Annotated in this window: 16 protein-coding genes; 7 read left to right on the forward strand and 9 right to left on the reverse strand. The window is 71.9% G+C overall.

Features of this window, described 5'->3' with window-relative positions:
• From FLW16_RS26560 to FLW16_RS26570, 3 genes are all read right to left on the reverse strand, one after another.
• On the reverse strand, positions 1-602 hold a 602-nt coding region (locus FLW16_RS26560), incomplete at its 3' end, for a hypothetical protein (RefSeq protein WP_221891309.1).
• A 117-nt stretch (positions 603-719) separates the two neighbouring features.
• Positions 720-1,157 (reverse strand): nuclear transport factor 2 family protein, encoded by a 438-nt coding sequence (locus FLW16_RS26565; protein WP_142562879.1) that lies wholly within the window; start codon positions 1,155-1,157, stop codon positions 720-722.
• A gap of 81 nt (positions 1,158-1,238) precedes the next feature.
• Positions 1,239-1,895: a DUF305 domain-containing protein gene (locus FLW16_RS26570; RefSeq protein ID WP_260615606.1), complete on the reverse strand. Its 657-nt coding sequence runs from the start codon at positions 1,893-1,895 to the stop codon at positions 1,239-1,241.
• A gap of 169 nt (positions 1,896-2,064) precedes the next feature.
• On the opposite strand from FLW16_RS26570, the gene FLW16_RS26575 reads away from it, so the two are divergent.
• Complete coding sequence (locus FLW16_RS26575; protein WP_260615607.1) at positions 2,065-3,465, forward strand: LVIVD repeat-containing protein; 1,401 nt, start codon at positions 2,065-2,067, stop codon at positions 3,463-3,465.
• Between the two features lie 135 nt (positions 3,466-3,600).
• Here FLW16_RS26575 and FLW16_RS26580 read toward each other — a convergent pair whose 3' ends face one another.
• Positions 3,601-4,512: an RDD family protein gene (locus tag FLW16_RS26580; protein ID WP_142562880.1), complete on the reverse strand. Its 912-nt coding sequence runs from the start codon at positions 4,510-4,512 to the stop codon at positions 3,601-3,603.
• A 98-nt stretch (positions 4,513-4,610) separates the two neighbouring features.
• Between FLW16_RS26580 and FLW16_RS26585 the strand changes: the two genes are divergently transcribed.
• Complete coding sequence (locus FLW16_RS26585) at positions 4,611-5,603, forward strand: stage II sporulation protein M (protein WP_142562881.1); 993 nt, start codon at positions 4,611-4,613, stop codon at positions 5,601-5,603.
• Here FLW16_RS26585 and FLW16_RS26590 read toward each other — a convergent pair whose 3' ends face one another.
• Genes FLW16_RS26590 through FLW16_RS26610 form a run of 5 tightly spaced genes read right to left on the reverse strand, consistent with a single transcriptional unit; the run spans position 5,604 to position 11,025 of the window.
• The gene (locus FLW16_RS26590) at positions 5,604-6,944 is read right to left on the reverse strand and encodes a DUF58 domain-containing protein (RefSeq protein WP_142562882.1); all 1,341 of its coding nucleotides are present in this window, start codon (positions 6,942-6,944) and stop codon (positions 5,604-5,606) included. It abuts the gene before it with no gap.
• 7 nt (positions 6,945-6,951) lie between these two features.
• Positions 6,952-7,917, reverse strand: coding sequence for a MoxR family ATPase (locus FLW16_RS26595; protein WP_142562883.1), 966 nt, complete (start codon positions 7,915-7,917; stop codon positions 6,952-6,954).
• A complete protein-coding gene (locus FLW16_RS26600) occupies positions 7,914-9,062 on the reverse strand; it encodes a DUF4350 domain-containing protein (RefSeq protein ID WP_142562884.1) in 1,149 nt (382 codons plus the stop codon). Before FLW16_RS26600 ends, FLW16_RS26595 begins: the two co-directional genes overlap by 4 nt.
• Positions 9,059-9,697, reverse strand: a complete 639-nt coding sequence (locus FLW16_RS26605) for a DUF4129 domain-containing protein (RefSeq protein WP_260615608.1) — start codon at positions 9,695-9,697, stop codon at positions 9,059-9,061. Before FLW16_RS26605 ends, FLW16_RS26600 begins: the two co-directional genes overlap by 4 nt.
• Positions 9,694-11,025, reverse strand: coding sequence for a glycerophosphoryl diester phosphodiesterase membrane domain-containing protein (locus FLW16_RS26610; RefSeq protein ID WP_142562885.1), 1,332 nt, complete (start codon positions 11,023-11,025; stop codon positions 9,694-9,696). Before FLW16_RS26610 ends, FLW16_RS26605 begins: the two co-directional genes overlap by 4 nt.
• A gap of 282 nt (positions 11,026-11,307) precedes the next feature.
• Here FLW16_RS26610 and mtrA point away from each other — a divergent pair, with 282 nt between their 5' ends.
• The 5 genes from mtrA (at position 11,308) to hpf (ending at position 17,496) form a co-directional block, all read left to right on the forward strand.
• Complete coding sequence (mtrA, locus tag FLW16_RS26615) at positions 11,308-11,985, forward strand: MtrAB system response regulator MtrA (RefSeq protein ID WP_030509347.1); 678 nt, start codon at positions 11,308-11,310, stop codon at positions 11,983-11,985.
• Between the two features lie 16 nt (positions 11,986-12,001).
• A complete protein-coding gene (gene mtrB / locus FLW16_RS26620) occupies positions 12,002-13,741 on the forward strand; it encodes an MtrAB system histidine kinase MtrB (protein WP_142562886.1) in 1,740 nt (579 codons plus the stop codon).
• Positions 13,731-15,497 carry an LpqB family beta-propeller domain-containing protein gene (locus tag FLW16_RS26625; RefSeq protein ID WP_185949608.1) on the forward strand — a complete coding sequence of 589 codons (1,767 nt, stop codon included), beginning with the start codon at positions 13,731-13,733 and terminating at the stop codon, positions 15,495-15,497. Before mtrB ends, FLW16_RS26625 begins: the two co-directional genes overlap by 11 nt.
• Before the next feature lie 72 nt (positions 15,498-15,569).
• On the forward strand, positions 15,570-16,304 hold the full coding sequence (locus FLW16_RS26630; RefSeq protein ID WP_142562888.1) for a ComF family protein: 735 nt from the start codon (positions 15,570-15,572) through the stop codon (positions 16,302-16,304).
• 526 nt (positions 16,305-16,830) lie between these two features.
• Positions 16,831-17,496, forward strand: coding sequence for a ribosome hibernation-promoting factor, HPF/YfiA family (gene hpf, locus FLW16_RS26635; RefSeq protein WP_142562889.1), 666 nt, complete (start codon positions 16,831-16,833; stop codon positions 17,494-17,496).
• The last annotated feature ends 25 nt before the right edge of the window (positions 17,497-17,521 follow it).

Here is a 17,521-nt window from a genome sequence, read left to right on the forward strand (position 1 = left end):
ATCGCCTCCACCACCCCCGCCGCCAACCCACCCTCAGCGAACTTCTCCCGCACCCGGGGCAGACGCGCCAACTCCACCGCCAAGGTCAGCAGACGCCCAGCCCCCGCGACGCTCATCCCCGCGGCGGCGCGCAACCAACTACGGGTGGAGGCATGCCCATGCTCCTTGGCCTGCCCCGCACCATGCACCCGCCCCACCCGATCCGCCAACGCACACGTGATCCGATCCCGCGCGAACAGCAACTCCTCAGCCTCAGCAAGACAGATGCCCGCATCGTCCGGCAACGGCGCCAACGCCAACGCCTGCGCCGACTCACGCAACGACGCCACCAACACCCACGACGACCGGGCTCGGCGATCATCCGCGCCAGCGGCATCCGCACCCGGCCTGTCCGTGCTTGTGCTCCCGCCACCGGGCGCGCCGCCAACCGTGTCCCGGCTCGCGTCCTGCCGCAGCGAAGGATCGGTGATCGGAAAATGCTCGCGGGCGAGCGAACCGTCGGACGACCACAATGGCGAACGGGCTGTCAGCCGATCCCACCAGTTGCCGTCGCTGCTGTTCGAACGGCGGCGGTGGTCAGGATCGAGTGGGAACATATCCATCGCACCTCCGCCCATTGAATTCGAAAACTTGTATGAATCGTGTCACGTTCTGAGAGCGGGAGGCAAGCTCGCCAGACGATTTCCTGGGGTCACAGGAAAGGCGGGGATTTTCGCCAACTACGGGTGTTGAGCCCCGGTTCGGGTGCTGAGAGCTCGCGCGACAGTAAGGCTGTCCTCGTAGATGTGATAGCGGGTGATGAGCCCGTCTTCGACGGTGAGATGCAGCGCGAAAGGTGAGGTGTAGGCGGTGCCTCCGGCCCGGACCGTCTGTGCGATCTCACCGAGCACGACGGCGTGCGTGCCGTCGACCAGGATCCGCGTCACCGATGTGCCGTTGAGTTCGGGCACGTGGTGGGCCTCCAGCGACCGGAAATGGTCTGCCACCTCGGCCCGGCTGGAGCGGGGCCGGATCCAGGGAACCGCCGGATGTCCCTCGGCGGGCCAGGAGAGCCGCCAGTCGACGGGCTCGGCGAACAGCTCCGCCGTACGGTCGTGATCGCCTGCCGCCATCCGGCGCAGCAACTCTTCCACGACGTCATAAGTGTCACTACTCATGCCGCAACTCTCGTGGACCCGGGCGCGGTGCGTCGATTACCAGTGAAGTAACGCAACCTGCGGGGTGAAGCGCGGGGAAGGTCAGGTCCCCTGCATCTCGCGCATCCGCCGGATCTCGGCGGTCTGCTCGGCGATCACATCCGTGGCCCACTGCTCGACGGTGAGGTGCGAGCCCTCGGTGAGCGCGCGAGTGGCCATCGTGATGGCGCCCTCGTGGTGGGCGACCATCATCTGGAGGAACAGACCGTCGAACGCGGCGCCGGACGCCGCCCTGAGTTTGTTCATCTGCTCCGGGGTGGCCATGCCCGGCATGTCGTGGTGGTCCGCGTGGTGGCCGGGCCGGGGGAGGCGTTCCCGGTCGAGCCAGGACGTCATGACGCGGATCTCCGGCTCCTGCACGTCATGGATGCGGGCCGCGAGCGCCTTGAGCTTGGCGGAGGAGGCACGGGATGGCGCCAGGGCGGCCATGTCCAGCGCCTGCCGGTGGTGGACGATCATGTCCTGGACGTACCGTACGTCGGCCGCGTTGATCGTGGGGGAGGGGACCGCGGTGGCGGCCTCGGCGGGGCTCAGGGTCCTGGCCTCCTCGCCGGGCCGGCCGGGTGCGATCACGGGTGCGGTCGAGGCGGGGGCGCTCTCGCGTACGTCCTCCGCGCAGGCGCTCAGGAAGAACGCGGCGCAGGCCACGACAACAAGCCCGATTCGCGCCCTGCCCTCCCGTGCTATCCGCACCAGCACCCTGCCTCCCTGTCACAGAGCGTGTCGAGATCACGACGCTAACCCGGTAGGCATGGAAGGTCAAAGGGCTACATGTGCCAGTTTTATTGACAAGTTGACTACTGGCGGGACACTTCAGTCAGAGGTGACGATCTGATCATTTATGCCCCCTTTATAGGAGGACAGCGAGTTGTTCACCTTGCGCCGCAGCGGTCGTGCGCTTGCCGTGGCGGGAGCGGCGGTCGTCCTGGCCCTGTCCGCGAGTCCCGTACAGGCCGCCGACGTGCTGGCTCCGGACGAGATCGCGATGAGCCCGAACGTCACTCACGTCGCGAACGTGCCGACCCCGGCCGCCCTGGCCGGCACCATCAACACCGACATCGCCTTCCAAGGGGACTACGCCTACGTCGGCAACTACGGCGGGTTCACGATCTTCGACATCGGGAACCCGAAGCAGCCGGCGGTGGTGAGCTCGGTGGTCTGCCCCGGCTCCCAGATGGACATGTCCGTGTACGGCGACCTGCTGTTCGGGTCCGTCGACTCCTCCCGCAACAACGACTCGTGCGCCAGCACGGCCCAGCCGGCATCGGTCAAGGAGTCGTGGGAGGGCGTCCGCATCTTCGACGTCAGCGACAAGTCGAACCCGAAGTACATCAAGTCGGTGGAGACGAACTGCGGGTCCCACACCCACACTCTCGTGCCGGACAAGACGGGCGAGAACGTCTACATCTACGTCTCCTCCTACAGCCCGTCGGCGGCCTTCCCCGACTGCCAGCCGCCGCACGACCTGATCTCCATCATCAAGGTCCCGCTCAAGAACCCCACCGCCGCGTCCGTCGTGGCGGCGCCGGTGCTGTTCCCGGACGGCGGCAACCCGGGTGACAAGCAGCCCTACCCCTACGGCACGTCCGCGACGACCGGCTGCCACGACATCACCGCCTATCCCGAGAAGGGCCTGGCCGCGGGCGCCTGCATGGGCGACGGCATCCTGATGGACATCCGCGACCCCGAACACCCGAAGGTCCTCGACGTCGTCCGCGACGACGAGAACTTCGCCTTCTGGCACTCGGCGACGTTCAACAACGACGGCACCAAGGTGGTCTTCACCGACGAACTCGGCGGCGGCGGCGCGGCGACCTGCAACGAGGCGATCGGCCCGAACCGCGGCGCCGACGCCATCTACGACATCGCTCCGGGCAACAAGCTCACCTTCAAGAGCTACTTCAAGATCGGCCGCTACCAGGCCGACACCGAGAACTGCGTGGCGCACAACGGCTCGCTGATCCCGGTCAAGGGCCGCGACATCATGGTGCAGGCGTGGTACCAGGGCGGCGTCTCGATCTGGGACTTCACCGACTCGGCGCACCCGCAGGAGATCGGCTACTTCGAGCGCGGCCCGTGGTCGCAGCCGCTGAGCGGCGGCTTCTGGTCGGCCTACTACTACAACGGCTACATCTACGGCAGCGACTTCAACAAGGGACTCGACGTCCTGAGGATCAACGACCCGCGTACGAACCAGGCCAAGAGCGTGAAGATGGACATCCTCAACGTGCAGAGCCAGGGCTCGTACCGCGAGCACGGCAGGCATTAGCCGCGCAGACACGGAGGCGGGCATCTCCGGTGCGGCCTCTCCCTCAACGCACCGGCGATGCCCGCCTCAACCCCACTGCAGGTATGCCCCATGACCTGCAATGACCACAGGTGCCCCGCAAATCGGGGTCTACACCTAAACGGGTGGAACAAATCCTCCCGATGTCGTCGGAGCCTCTCCGCGCGGCGGTCCCGCCTCCCGCGGCGGGGCCGCCGCCGGCACGCCGTACCCCTGCGGGCCGTATCCCTGAGGGCCGTACGCCTGCGGGCCATGCCCCTGCGGGCCGTACGGCGGGGGCGTGGAACGAGCCCGGGCGAGCCGCATCTCCTCACGGCGCCTGCGTTCGGCCAGCACGGCGGCCAGATAGGCGTACGGCGGAACGCCGGGTGGGGGCGGCGGCGCCACCCGCGCGCTGATCTGCCCGGCCACGCGCAGCCCCATCTCGTCCCGCGTCCGCGGGCTGAGATCGTGCCACCGGGACAGGTACTGCCGGGCGGTGTTGGCCAGGTCGTCGGACAACCCGGACAGCTCCAGCGTCGCGGCCCACGACGCGAGCGACGGAGGCATCTCCGGCGGCGGAGCCTGGCGCGGCGAACGCTCCCCGATGACGGTCGTCCCCGCGAAGATGTCCCCGAGGCGCTTGCCGCGCTGGTTGAGCAGCGACGTGATGAGCGCGGGAGCGCCGACGAACGTCCAGAACTCCAGGAACCCGGCGAGCCCGCGGAACAGCGCCTGCCGGAAGCGCTCCGGCCCGCCGTCGTCGCTCACCACGCGCAGGCCGAGGGCGAGCTTGCCCAGCGAGCGGCCCCTGGTGATCGTCTCGAACGCGACCGGATAGCCCACCGTGACCAGCACGACCAACAGGATGAGCAGGCCGGCGGCCATCGACTCGTCGGTCACCAGGGATGCCTGCGCGACCAGCACGACGGCCAGGATGATCACGGTCCACTGGACGGCCCAGTCGATGAGGAAGGCCAGGGCGCGGCTGGGAAGCTGGGCGACGCGAACCTCTACGACGACCGCCTCGCCGGTCACGACTTCGGACACACTGCGCACCCTACTGTGTTTGATCGCCGCGCCTTCGCACGCTCCTCAGTCCAGACACGGCCGCGCACCTCGCGGCTCACGCCGATAAGGTCCGATCCGTGGACATCGATGCGTTCGTCGCCGCGAGCAAGCCGTCCTGGGACCGGCTGGACGACCTTGTGCGGCGCCAGCGCAGGCTGCGCGGCGCGGAGGTCGACGAGCTGGTCGAGCTCTACCAGCGGGCGGCGACCCACCTGTCCATCGTGAGGTCGGGGTCGTCCGACGCCCTTCTCGTCGGGCGCCTGTCGTCGCTGGTGGCGAGGGCGCGCTCGGCCGTCACGGGCGCCCACAGCCCGGCCTGGAGGGAGGTCGCCCGGTTCTTCACGGTGTCGTTCCCCGTGGTGGCCTACCGGGCGCGCCGGTGGTGGATCGGCGTCACGGTGGCCTCGCTCGTGGTCGCGTACGTCGTGGGCGTGTGGGTGGCGCGCGATCCCGCCGCGCAGAGCCTCATCGGCACACCCGAGGAGATCCGGCAGATCGTCGAGCACGATTTCGCCGACTACTACTCGGAGAGCCCGGCGGCGTCGTTCGCCGGCCACGTGTGGCTGAACAACGCCTGGCTGTCCATGCAGGTCGTGGTCTCGGCGATCCTGCTCGGCCTGCCCATCCCCTGGATCCTGTTCCAGAACGCGGCCAACGTGGGGGTCATGGGCGGCCTGATGCACGCGCACGGCAAGGCGGACGTGTTCTGGGGCCTGATCCTGCCCCACGGCATGCTGGAGCTGACCGCGGTCTTCCTGGCGTCGGCCGCGGGGTTGCGGCTGGGCTGGACCGCCGTCGACCCCGGCCCGAGGCGGCGCGCGGAGGCGCTGGCCGAGCAGGGCAGGGCCGTGATGAGCGTCGCGCTCGGCCTGGTCGTGGTGCTGCTCGTCTCCGGGCTCATCGAGGCGGGAGTAACCCCGTCCGGCCTGCCGACCTGGGCGCGCATCTCGATCGGCGCGCTCGCGGAGGCGCTCTTCCTCGCGTACGTGATCGTCTTCGGCCGCCGGGCGGAACGCGCGAACGAGACGGGAGACATCGAGCACGCTCCCGACCTCGCCCCGACAGCCTGATCAGAGCCGGCCCGTGGCCTTCAACGCGAGGTACGCGTCCGCGAGCGCCGGGGCGACGTCCTCGGGCAGCGCGTCCACGACCTCCACGCCGTGGCGGCGCAGCACCGCGGTGATCTCACGCCGCTCGCCGCGCAGCCGCTCGGCCGCCGCGGCGTCGTAGACGGCCTCGGCGGTGCCGCGCCCGGCCGCCATGCCGGCCACGCGTGGATCGGCGACCGAGGCCACCACGACCATGTGCCGGGACGACAGGCCGGGCAGCACGGGCAGCAGCCCCTCCTCCATGGCCGTGGCGTTCAGGTCGGTCAGCAGCACCACCAGGCAGCGCCGCCTGGCCCTGGACAGCACGGCCGCCACCATCCCGGCGGCGTCGGCCTCGACCAGCTCCGCCTCGATCGGCGCCATCGCGTCCACCAGCGACGACAGCAGTTCCGTGCGCGACGCGCCGGACACCTGGGCCCGTACGGCCCGGTCGTAGGCGAGGAAGTCGACGCGGTCGCCGGCCCGCGCGGCGAGCGCGGCCAGCAGCAGCGCGGCGTCCATCGACCAGTCCAGGCGAGGCCAGCCGGAGGATCGGTCACCGCCGGCCGATGCCACACCGACCGGGGCCACGCCGACCCGGCCCGCCGAGGTGCGGCCCGTGTCGAGCACGATCAGCACCCGGCGGTCGCGCTCGGGCCGCCAGGTGCGCACGACGACGTCGCTGCGCCGGGCGCTCGCCCGCCAGTCGATCGAGCGGACGTCGTCGCCCACGACGTACTCACGCAGCGAGTCGAACTCGGTGCCCTGGCCGCGCACCAGCGCCGGATGCCGTCCGTCGAGTTCGCGCAGCCGGGCCAGCCGCGCAGGCAGATGCCTGCGGCTGAGGAACGGCGGCAGCACCCTGACGGTCCACGGCACGTGGAACGTCCGCTGCCGCGCCGCCAGGCCCAACGGCCCGACCGAACGGACCGTCACGGCGACGGCCTCCCGGTCGCCCCTGCGGGTGGGCGTCAGCGTCGTGACCAGGCGTCGCCGCTCGCGGGCCGGCACGTCGAGCGGCGCCCGGCGCGGAGCGGCCCCGGCCGAGGGCTGCCAGGCGTCGCGCAGCACGCCCCGGACCCGGCGCGGGCCCGGGTTGTCCACGACGAGGCCGATCGCCGCCGACTGCCCGAGCCGCACCCGCCGTTCGCCGTCGCGCTGGAACCGCAGCCCGCGCACGGCGCCCGCGAGCAGCAGGTCGGCCGCCACGAGCGCGGCGAGCACGAGCACGGCGGCCAGCACGACCAGGCCGGGCTCGGGGGCGAGGAGCACGACGATCGCGGCGAGGGCCGCGAGCAGTCCCGCGCGTCCGGTCAGCGCCACGCGGCCCTCACCGGGGAACGGGGACGGCGGCCAGGATGCCCTCCAGGATGCCGTCCGGGGTGGCGCCCTCCAGCTCGGCCTCCGGGCGCAGCCCCACGCGGTGGCGCAGGGCGGGCCGCGCCAGGGCCTTCACGTCGTCCGGCGTCACGTACGACCGTCCCGACAGCCACGCCCACGCCCGCGCGGCGGCCAGCAGCGCGGTGGCCCCGCGGGGCGAGACGCCGAGCTGGAGCGAGGGCGACTGCCGGGTGGCCCGTGCGACGTCCACGATGTAGCCGAGCACCTCGGGACTCGCGTGGACCTGCGCGACCGCCCGGCGTCCCGCCGCGAGGTCGGCCGCGGACGCCACGGGCTTGATCTCGGTCAGGTCGCGCGGGTCGAAGCCGAGCGCGTGCCGTTCGAGGACGGCGATCTCCTGCTCGCGCGGCGGCAGCGGCACGGTCAGCTTGAGCAGGAACCGGTCGAGCTGCGCCTCGGGGAGCTGGTAGGTGCCCTCGTACTCGACGGGGTTCTGCGTCGCCACGACGATGAAGGGATCCGGCAGCGCGCGGGCCGCGCCCTCGACGCTGACCTGCCGTTCCTCCATGGCCTCGAGCAGGGCGGCCTGGGTCTTCGGCGGCGTGCGGTTGATCTCGTCGGCGAGCAGCAGGTTGGTGAAGACCGGCCCCTCGCGGAACTCGAACTCCGCCGTCCTCGCGTCGTAGACCAGCGACCCCGTGACGTCGCCCGGCATCAGGTCGGGGGTGAACTGCACCCGCTTGAAGTCCAGCGTGAGCGTGGCCGACAGCGTGCGTGCGAGCAGGGTCTTGGCCACGCCGGGCACGCCTTCGAGCAGCACGTGACCCCGGCACAGCAGCGCGATGACCAGGCCGGTGACGACCGGGTCCTGGCCCACGACCGCCTTGGCCACCTCCGCCCGCAGCGCCGCGAGCGCCTCGCGGGCGGCGTCCGCGTTCGATTCAGGTGTGGTCACGAATCTCGTACCTGCCTTTCGAGTGTGTCCAGGTGGGCGGCGAGGGCCACCAGCGCGGTGTCGTCCCCGGGCGGCGGGCCGCACAGCAGGGCCAGCACCGGCTCAGGGTCGAGGCCGGTGCGCGCGGCCGCGGCGATGGCGACCTCCTCGGCGGTCGCGGTGCGCGGCAGCCCGAGGCGGGGGGCGAGCCGGTCGGCAGCGGCGGCACGCAACGCAAGGGCGGCCCGGTCCCTGGCCCGGCGGGACCGGTACAGGCGTCCGCGTCCCTCCACGGTCTCCGCGGCCCGCACGACCACGGGCAGGCGCTCGACCACGACGGGCCCGAGCCTGCGTCCCCGCCACAGGGCGGCCAGGGCCACCGCGACGATGAGCTCGATGACCGCCCACTTCACGCCGCGGGGGATCAGGTCGCCGAGCGAGCGGGCCTGCCCGTCCGTTCCTTCGCCGGAGCCGCCCGCCTCGTCGGGGTCGTCGGGCTCGGCGAGCCAGACGAGTTTCGGCCGCGCCCCGGCCAGGTTCAGCGCGAGCGCAGCGTTGCCGTCCTCCGCGAGGCGGAGGTTGGTCATGAACGACGCGTCACCCAGCACGGTCACCGTGTGCCCGTCCGCGGTGTAGCGGAGCAGGGCGTGCCCGTCGCCGGCCGGGTAGCAGCCCGTGGCCCCCTGCGGCCCGGTGAAGGACGTGCCGCCGGTGTAGGCGTTGCCCGCCCGCACCGCCTCCCGCAGCGCGCACTCCGGGGCCCGCGACCGGGCGCGCACAGGGCCCTGCCTGCGTACACCGGAGGCGAGCACGTCGAGGTAGGGCACGGCGCCCGCCACGAGCCGGTCGCCGGGGGCCTCGGCGATGCGGCGGGCGGCGTCACGGTTCAGGAAGCTCGCCTCGGTGACCAGTAGCAGGGTCTGCGGCCCCGCGGCGGCCACCGCCGCGCCGGGGGTCTCCACCCGGACCACCTCCACCCCGTGCGCCTCCAGCAGCCGGGCGAGTGCGCCGCTGCCGTTCAACGAGGTGTCGGCGGGATCGAGGGTGCGGCCGCCGGACTGTCCCCCCGTCAGCAGCAGGGGCAGCACCGCCGTGACCAGCACGAGCACCACCAGCAACGTGATCCACGCCGCCTGCCGCGCGCGCCCCGACGTCGTGGCGGTCATGCGGCCACGCCCGTGCGGGCCGTCCGCAGGCGCTCGTCCAGGGCGGTGAGCGTCAGGTAGCCCTCCCGGGTGCCGCCCGCCCCGCCGTAGGTCACGTCGTCGAACAGACGTGCCGCCGCGCGCAGGTCCGCCGCGTGGGGCGGCAGCGCCTGCCCGGCGACCTCGGCGAGTTCCACGGCGGTGCGGCCGGGCATCGGGGTGACGATCGCGCGCTCCTCCAGTTCGCGGGCGATCGCGCGCAGCCGCTCCTGGATGGCCCCGGCCCAGCCGCCCTCGGCGGCCAGACGCTCGGCCTCGGCGCGATGCTCGGCGGCCGTCCGCTCACGCTGCCCGAACACCGCACCGCTCTCCGTACGCCGGCCGCCGGAGAAGCGGCGCAGGGCCCACAAGAGCAGCACGGCCAGGACGGCGAGGACGACGGCGATCACGAGGAGCGACGTCACGCCGCCCCCGCCCGTCCCGCCGCCGCTCATGAGGTCGCCGAGGAACTGGGAGATCTCCCGCTGCAGGCGGTCGAACAGCGGCTCGTGCTGGTAGCCCGCACCGGACAGCTCGCGCGCGGCCTCCCGGGCGGCCTGATCGCGGCCGACGTCGACCGGCGAGGCGAGCAGCGCCGCCGCCCGCACGGTCGTCACGCCTGCGGCCCGTACGGACCGTACGGCCCGTACGGCGGAGTCCCCTGATGCGGCCCGGAGCCCGGCCCCGTCCCGGCGGCGTAGCTCGGGTGCCACAAGTCGTCGACCCCGGCGTGGATCCACCCCTGCGACTGGTTCTGCGCCGCCGCCGTCTGCAGCACGAGGTCGAACGCCTCGGCCCGCATCCGCCGGTCGGCGTACAGCAGCCCGGCCACGCCCGCCTGGAAGGGGTAGGTGATCATGGAGGCGATGACCTGGCCGACCGCCAGGAGGAGCGCCGCGATCGCGGTCCCGGCGGCGGTGCCGCCGCTCAGCATCCCGATGAGCGAGCCGCCGAACGTGAACGGGATCGCCAGCACGCTGCTGATGATGGCCGCGAGTATGGCGGTGAGCAGCAGGATGCCGAGCACCCGCCAGCTGTCGCCCTTCACCAGCCGCCACGACCGGCTCATGGCGTCGGTGACCCCGCGGCCCTCCAGCACGACGGCGGGGGCCGACAGCGACAGGCGCGTGTAGAAGAACAACAGATAAGGGATGTAGGCCAGGAAGAACAGCAGGACGACGAGGACCGCGACCCCCACGCCGGTGCTCCCCGTGCCGTCGAACGCGTTGGCCGCCGCGAGGCTCACGAGCACCGCGACGAGCGCCAGCAGCGGCAGCAGGAGGATGAGCGCCTGCAGCAGCACCAGCCCGAACAGCGCGGGCACCCGCGACCGCGCCAGCCGCCACGCCTCGCCCACCGTGATGCGCCCGCCGAACACCGCGCGGCCCAGCACCCGGGTGAGGACGCCCGTGAGGATGGTGGTGCCGAGGAACGTCATGACGTAGCTGATGATCGCGCCGATGTACTGCGCGGCCACGCCGGCGACCGGTACGTTCACCGCGTCGGCGGCGTACGGGTCGGCCATGAGATCGCCGAGCGAGCCGAATGAGATGGCCTGCCCGATCGCGGCCGGGATTCCGGTCACCGCCGCCACGATCGCCGACAGGCCGAGCGTGGCCTTGGGGTTCGAGCGGATCAGTTTGATCGTGCCGTCGAGGATGTCGCCGAGCGTCAGCGGGCGCAGCGGGATGATGCCCGGCCGTGGCGCGTCCGGCGCCCGGTATCCGTACTGCCCGCCCGCATAGGGCGCGTACGGAGCAGGCGCGTACGGATGCGGGGCGGAAGGGGGTGGTGGTGGAGTGGACGGGTTCGCGCCCTGCGGCGCGCCGGCTCCGGGGGAGGCCCAGGAGGATCCGGGTGCCCCGGCGGCCCCGCCGTACGGGGGAGGTTGCTCGGCCGCCCAGCCGGAGGGCATGTCGGGGGTGGAGCCGGGGCCGTCTGTCATGTCCCAATCCTGGCATGATGTACGCGCGCGCCGCGCGGTCGTACAGGAGGGCTCGGGGGGATGGCCGAAACGGGGGGTGCGGGCGCACACTTGGAACGTGACCGCACCACGGGATTCCCGCCGGTGTGACCGCATCTGGTCAGATAATCGCGCGCTTCGTCTGCTGCGCCTAAACTCCATCCTCTGTCGTGGTCGTGTAACACCAAAGCGGTGGCCACGGTAGCCTGCGGGGGAAACTGTGACAAACGCCCAAATCTCCCAAACGCGTACGAATGAGGGGCCATGAAAGGACGCGTGCTGGTCGTCGACGACGACGCCGCTCTCGCCGAGATGCTCGGCATCGTCTTGCGCGGGGAGGGCTTTGAGCCGTCGTTCGTGTCCGATGGCGACAAGGCGCTCGACGCCTTCAGGGACACCCGGCCGGACCTCGTCCTGCTCGACCTGATGCTCCCCGGCGCCGACGGCATCGACGTCTGCCGCCGCATCCGCGCCGAGTCCGGGGTCCCGATCGTGATGCTCACGGCCAAGAGCGACACCATCGACGTGGTGCTCGGCCTGGAGTCCGGCGCGGACGACTACATCGTCAAGCCGTTCAAGCCCAAGGAGCTCGTCGCCCGCGTGCGCGCCCGCCTGCGCCGCACCGACGAGCCCACGCCCGAGATCCTGCAGATCGGCGACATCACCATCGACGTGGCCGGTCACTCGGTCAAGCGCGGCGAGGAGACCATCAACCTCACGCCGCTGGAGTTCGACCTGCTGGTCGCGCTGGCCCGCAAGCCCCGCCAGGTCTTCACCCGCGAGGTGCTGCTCGAGCAGGTCTGGGGCTACCGGCACGCCGCCGACACCCGCCTGGTGAACGTGCACGTCCAGCGTCTGCGCGCGAAGATCGAGAAGGACCCCGAGCACCCGGAGATCGTCGTCACGGTCCGGGGTGTGGGCTACAAGGCCGGCCCGGCGTAAGCCGCACGTCAGCGTCATGCCGGTCCCCGCGAGGAAACGCCGTCGCCGGACCCCGGGCCAGATCGCCCGCGGGGTCCGCAGACGCGCGCGCCGCCTCGCGGGCCGGCTGCGGCACGTCTGGCGGCGCTCGCTCCAGCTTCGCGTCGTCACCAGCACGCTGGTGCTGTCGATGGCCGTGGTGGTCGTCCTCGGCGTCTTCCTGATGCAGTCGATCGTCGCCTCGGTGCTGACCAGCACCGAGGTGTCCGCCGTCGAGGAGTCGCGGGCGAACATCGCGACCGCGAGCGGCTACCTCACCCAGCCCGCGGACTCGACCGACATCACGCAGGACGCCACCGCCCAGGGGCAGACGATGAACCCCGTCGACGCGGCGGCCAAGGCCCTGACCGACCGCTCCGGCGGCCGCTACGACGTCGTCATCTTCAACGAGGGCTCGGTCGGCGAGGGCCGGGCGTCCGGGCAGGTCGACTGGTCGAGCATCCCGGCCCTGCTGCGCGCGAAGGTCCAGAGCAGCGAGGAGCAGTCGCTCTGGGACCAGACCGTGAAGATCCGGTACATCGGCGCGAAGCAGCCCGAGAGCGCCTGGGTGGTCGGCGCCCGGGTGAACGGAACCTACGAGATCTACCACGTCTTCCCGCTCGGCGACGAGGAGAAGACGCTGCTCACGGTGCAGCAGATGGTCTTCGGCGCGGGAGCCGCGCTCGTGCTGCTGCTCGCCGGCGTCGCCTCGCTGGTCACCCGGCAGGTGGTCACCCCCGTACGGCTCGCGCGCCAGGCCGCGGAACGGCTCGCCGCCGGCCGGCTGGAGGAGCGGCTCAAGGTGCGCGGGGAGGACGACCTCGCCCGCCTGGCGACCTCGTTCAACGAGATGGCGTCCAACCTCGCCGTGAAGATCCACCAGCTGGAGGAGCTCTCCCAGGTGCAGCGGCAGTTCGTCTCCGACGTCTCCCACGAGCTGCGCACGCCGCTGACGACCGTCCGCATGGCCGCCGACCTGCTGTACGAGGGCCGCGAGGACTTCGACCCCGCCTCCGCGCGGGCCGCCGAGCTCATGCAGAACCAGCTCGAACGCTTCGAGTCGATGCTCGCCGACCTGCTGGAGATCAGCCGCTACGACGCGGGGGCGGCCACCCTCGACCTGGACCCCGTCGACATGCGCGACGTGGTCCTGCGCGCGGTGGGCGACTCAGAGACGCTCGCCGAGCGGCAGGCCACCCGCTTCGAGCTGCGCCTGCCCAACGAGCCGTGCATGGCCGAGGTGGACAGCCGCAGGGTCGAGCGCATCCTGCGCAACCTGCTCTTCAACGCCATCGAGCACGGCGAGGGCAAGGACATCGTCGTCACGCTCGGCGCCGACCGCGACGCGGTGGCCGTGGCCGTACGCGACCACGGGGTCGGCCTCAAGCCGGGCGAGGAGACGATGGTGTTCGACCGCTTCTGGCGGGCCGACCCCTCGCGCGCCCGGACCATCGGCGGCACCGGGCTGGGCCTGGCGATCTCGCGGGAGGACGCCATGCTGCACGGGGGCTGGCTCCAGGCGTGGGGCGCGCCGGGGGAGGGCAGCCAGTTCCGCCTGTCGCTGCCGCGCGTGGCGGGGTCCCCGCTGCGCGGGTCGCCGCTGCCGCTCGTGCCGCCGGAGGTCGAGATGCGGCGCACGTGGCGCGGTCATGCCACACCGGTTCTCACCCCGGCGCCGGCGGAGACGGCGCCAAGGGTGCGGGAGAACGTGGACGCGGGGGCCTTCGATGCGGAGTGAGCGGCTCGGCGCCCGCCGTCTCACCGCCGCCGCGGGCGCGGCGCTCGTCCTGGTCTCCGGCGGGGCCGGGTGCGCCACCGTGCCCACGAGCGGCAGCCCCCGCGCCGCCCAGGAGGACCACGGCAAGGACACGCTCAGCCAGCCGTACGTGCGGCTCATCGCGACCCCGCCCAGGAAGGGCGCCCAGCCCGAGGACATCGTGAAGGGCTTCCAGGCCGCCATGGCCGCCTTCGACGACCCCGAGCTCACCATCGCCCGGGAGTACCTCACCCCGGGCGCGGCCGAGCACTGGAACCCGTGGCGGCAGACCCGCATCTACGAGGGCAAGATCGAGTCGGACCGCGCGCAGGACCTCCAGGAGGCCACGCGCACGACGGTGACGCTGAAGGGCACGGCGGTCGCCACGATCGACGCGGAGGGCAGGTCCACCCCGGCCGCGGGCAACCTCGTCGAGCCGTTCACGCTGGTCAAGCAGAACGGCGAGTGGCGGATCGACGTGCCGCCCGACGCCCGCCTGCTGTCGTACGACGACCTGTGGCGTGCGTACCGGAAGGTGGATCTGTACTACCCGCCCGCCACCCGGGAGATCGGCCTCGTGGCCGACCGGGTGTGGGTGCCGATCGAACCCAGCAGGGGCGTGCCCGAGACGCTGGTCCGCCGCCTGCTCGCCGGGCCGACCTCGTCCATCAAGAACGCGGTGAGCAGCGCGTTCCCGCCAGGCACCCAGCTCAACCGGATCAGCGTCGAGGGCGACACGGTCGTGCTCGACTTCTCCTCGGAGCTGGAGTCCGTGCCCACCGACCGCCTCGACGCGCTGAAGGCCCAGCTCGTGTGGACGCTCGGCGAACTGGTCACCGGCAGGACCGTCGAGATCCGCGTGAACGGCGAGTCCGGGATGCGGTTCCGGCCCGCCGACTACGCCCGCTACGACCCGAACGTGCTGACCGGCTCCCTGCAGGCGTACTACATGCAGGGCGGCAGGCTGCTGCAGTTCAAGGAGAAGGGCGACGGCACCCCGGTGCCGGGCGCGGCCGGCGAGCAGGCCGGGAAGTTCTCCCAGCCGGCCGTCTCCAACACCGACGACTTCCCGCCCCTCGTGGCCGCCCTGGTCAACAGTGACGGCGTCTACGTCGCCCCGATGACCCCCGGCAGCCAGTGGCAGCGGTGGATCGCGGGCGGGGACATGAGCCCGCCCTCCTGGGACCGCTACGGGGCCCTCTGGTCGGCCGAGAGGGTGAACCCGCACGAGAGCCGGGTCTGGACGGCCGAGAACGGCCGGGCCCGCCGTGTGGACATCGACGACGAGCTGTCGTACGGGCGGATCCTGGAGCTGCGGGTCTCCCGCGACGGGGCCAGGATCGCCGCGATCGTCGACGACGGCCTCGGCACCTCCGTGAAGATCGGCACGATCGTCCGCAACGGCCAGCAGACGCGGATCGAGTCCGTACGGACGCTCATCGAGCCGCGCGACGCGCGCAAGATCAAGGACATCGCCTGGCAGGACGCCGCCGACCTGCTCGTGCTGTCCGAGGGCAGCAGCGGACAGGAGCTCGCCACCTGGTCGGTGATGGAGGGCGTCGTCCCCAACGACGGCCCCATCAAACTCGATTCGAAGATCAAGTCGATCGCCGCCGTCCCCGACCACATCCTCGCCGCGGCCGACGAGGGCCAGGTGCTCACCTACAGCGTGGACAAGCACGCCTGGACCCCGCGCGCCGACAACGGCTCCACCAACCCCGTCTATCCCCTCGGCTGAGCCGGCCGCAGGGCCCGGAGCGACGCCGGTGACCGACGGTGAACTGTCGGTGGCGCACGGCATGCTGAGGGCGTGCCGTCCGCCCTGCTCGATCTGATCCTCCCGCCCCGCTGCGCCGGATGCGGCGCGCCGGGCGCCCTGGCCTGCTCGTCCTGTAGGGCCGAGTTGCTGCGGGAGCCGGCTCCCCGGCCGCCGGACCCGCCGCCTCGGGGCCTGCCCGACTGCTGGTCGGCCACCGCCTACGACGGCGCGGCCCGCCGGATGATCCTCGCCTGCAAGGAACGCGGCCGAACGGCCCTGGTGCCGGTCCTGGCGGCCGCCGTGAGCGCCTGTGTGGCCGCGTGGGCGGCCGGGCGACCGGCGGGCGGGGGAGTCCGGCCCGAGGTGTGGCTGGTGCCGGTTCCGAGCGCCCGGGCCGCCTCCCGCCGCCGGGGGCACGACCCCGTCCGCGCCGTCGCCGCGGCGGCGGCCCGCGAGCTGTGCCGGCGAGGCCGGCCCGCCGCCCTCGCGCCCCTGCTGCGGCAGGGCCGGCGCGTGGCCGACCAGGCGGGGCTGGGATCGGCGGAGCGGGCCGTCAACCTGTCCGGGGCGTTCGAGGTCGTGCCGGGGCCGGCGGCGCGGCCACGGCCCTCTGGCCGCGGTCCGGGGGCCGTCGCCGTCGTCCTGGTGGACGACGTCGTCACGACGGGGACGACGCTGGCGGAGGCGGCGAGGGCGCTGCGCGCCGCGGGCGCGGAGCCGTCCGCGGCGGTGACCATCGCCGCGACACGCCGGAGACGCCGGATTGGTGATTATCACGGACAGTAAAGACTTGGGTAAGCGCGGGGCTTGCCGCCGGGGAACGGCCGCCTGCCGGATTCGCGGCGACTTGCCTGCTCAATGTAGGTGTGGACGCCGCGGTTGCGGGGATTCCCAGAATATGACCACGAATTTTCCGACGGCGAGACGGCAACCGGTATCACGCAAAGTGATCGTTTAGCCGATCTCCTGGCTGACATTCGAGGCGGTAGCGACTAGCGTTCAGACATGGCACCCGTTCGGGTCCGTGGTTGCGCCGGGCCGACCCCCTCGCGGGGTCCGGCCTGGCTAGCCGATGCCAGCCGCAGGCGAAACGGCCCACGTAAGGCGACTCTTGGTCGACCGATCACGGTGCGGCTTAGAGGTAAGTCCTGCCCTCCCGGGGGTCCAGATGTCCCCCGTAAGAGGAGAAGGGCAGTAGTGGCGAGTGAGCTGCGAACCCCTCAGCAGGCGGATGTGGGGACGAAGACCAGGTCGGCCGGACGGGTGTCCAGGATCGCGTGCACCACCGTCGATGTGCGAAGGGGGGCTTTGCGTGGAAATCATCGTCAAGGGACGGCACACCACTGTGGGTGACCGGTTCCGCGATCAAGTGACGTCCAAGCTGGCCAGGATCCAAAAGCTCAACAACAAGCTCATCCAGGTCGACGTAGAGGTCTCAAAGGAACCCAACCATCGGCAGAGCGGGCAGCGTGAACGGGTGGAGCTGACGATCCACTCGCGGGGCCCCGCCATCCGCGCGGAGGCCTGCGCGGACGACCGGTTCTCGGCGCTTGACATCGCCATCGGCAAGCTGGAGGAGCGGCTGAGGCGGCTCGCCGACCGCCGCAAGATCCATCACGGGAAGAACTGCCCTCCCTCGATGGCGGAGCTCACCGCGGTGACGGAAAGCGCCCAGGGGGTGGTCGAGACCGTTCGGGAAGAGCCGGAGCCGGTCGCCGAGATCCCGGCGCACGCCGCCGGAGGGCGGACCGAGAGTTCCGAGCCCATCGTCCCCATCGAGATGGACGGCGAAGGACCGCTGATCGTACGCGAGAAGTTCCACAAGGCCGACCCCATGACGATCGACCAGGCGCTCTTGGAAATGGAGCTCGTGGGTCACGACTTCTACCTCTTCCGCGACAAGGAAGGGGGCCAGCCGAGCGTCGTCTACCGCCGCCGCGGCTACGACTACGGAGTCCTCAGGCTCGTGGAGAGCTAGCCGGCTCTCCCGGCGCCCCGGTCCG

Source organism: Microbispora sp. KK1-11, from assembly GCF_006874435.1.
GTDB lineage: Bacteria > Actinomycetota > Actinomycetes > Streptosporangiales > Streptosporangiaceae > Microbispora > Microbispora catharanthi.

What these genes read in the sequence shown, in the direction of transcription:
- FLW16_RS26565 (WP_142562879.1), bottom strand. Translation starts at nt 1,157, where the DNA reads ATGAGTAGTGACACTTATGACGTCGTGGAAGAGTTGCTGCGCCGGATG.
- FLW16_RS26600 (WP_142562884.1), bottom strand. Translation starts at nt 9,062, where the DNA reads ATGACCGCCACGACGTCGGGGCGCGCGCGGCAGGCGGCGTGGATCACG.
- FLW16_RS26610 (WP_142562885.1), bottom strand. Translation starts at nt 11,025, where the DNA reads ATGACAGACGGCCCCGGCTCCACCCCCGACATGCCCTCCGGCTGGGCG.
- mtrA (WP_030509347.1), top strand. Translation starts at nt 11,308, where the DNA reads ATGAAAGGACGCGTGCTGGTCGTCGACGACGACGCCGCTCTCGCCGAG.
- mtrB (WP_142562886.1), top strand. Translation starts at nt 12,002, where the DNA reads ATGCCGGTCCCCGCGAGGAAACGCCGTCGCCGGACCCCGGGCCAGATC.
- FLW16_RS26625 (WP_185949608.1), top strand. Translation starts at nt 13,731, where the DNA reads ATGCGGAGTGAGCGGCTCGGCGCCCGCCGTCTCACCGCCGCCGCGGGC.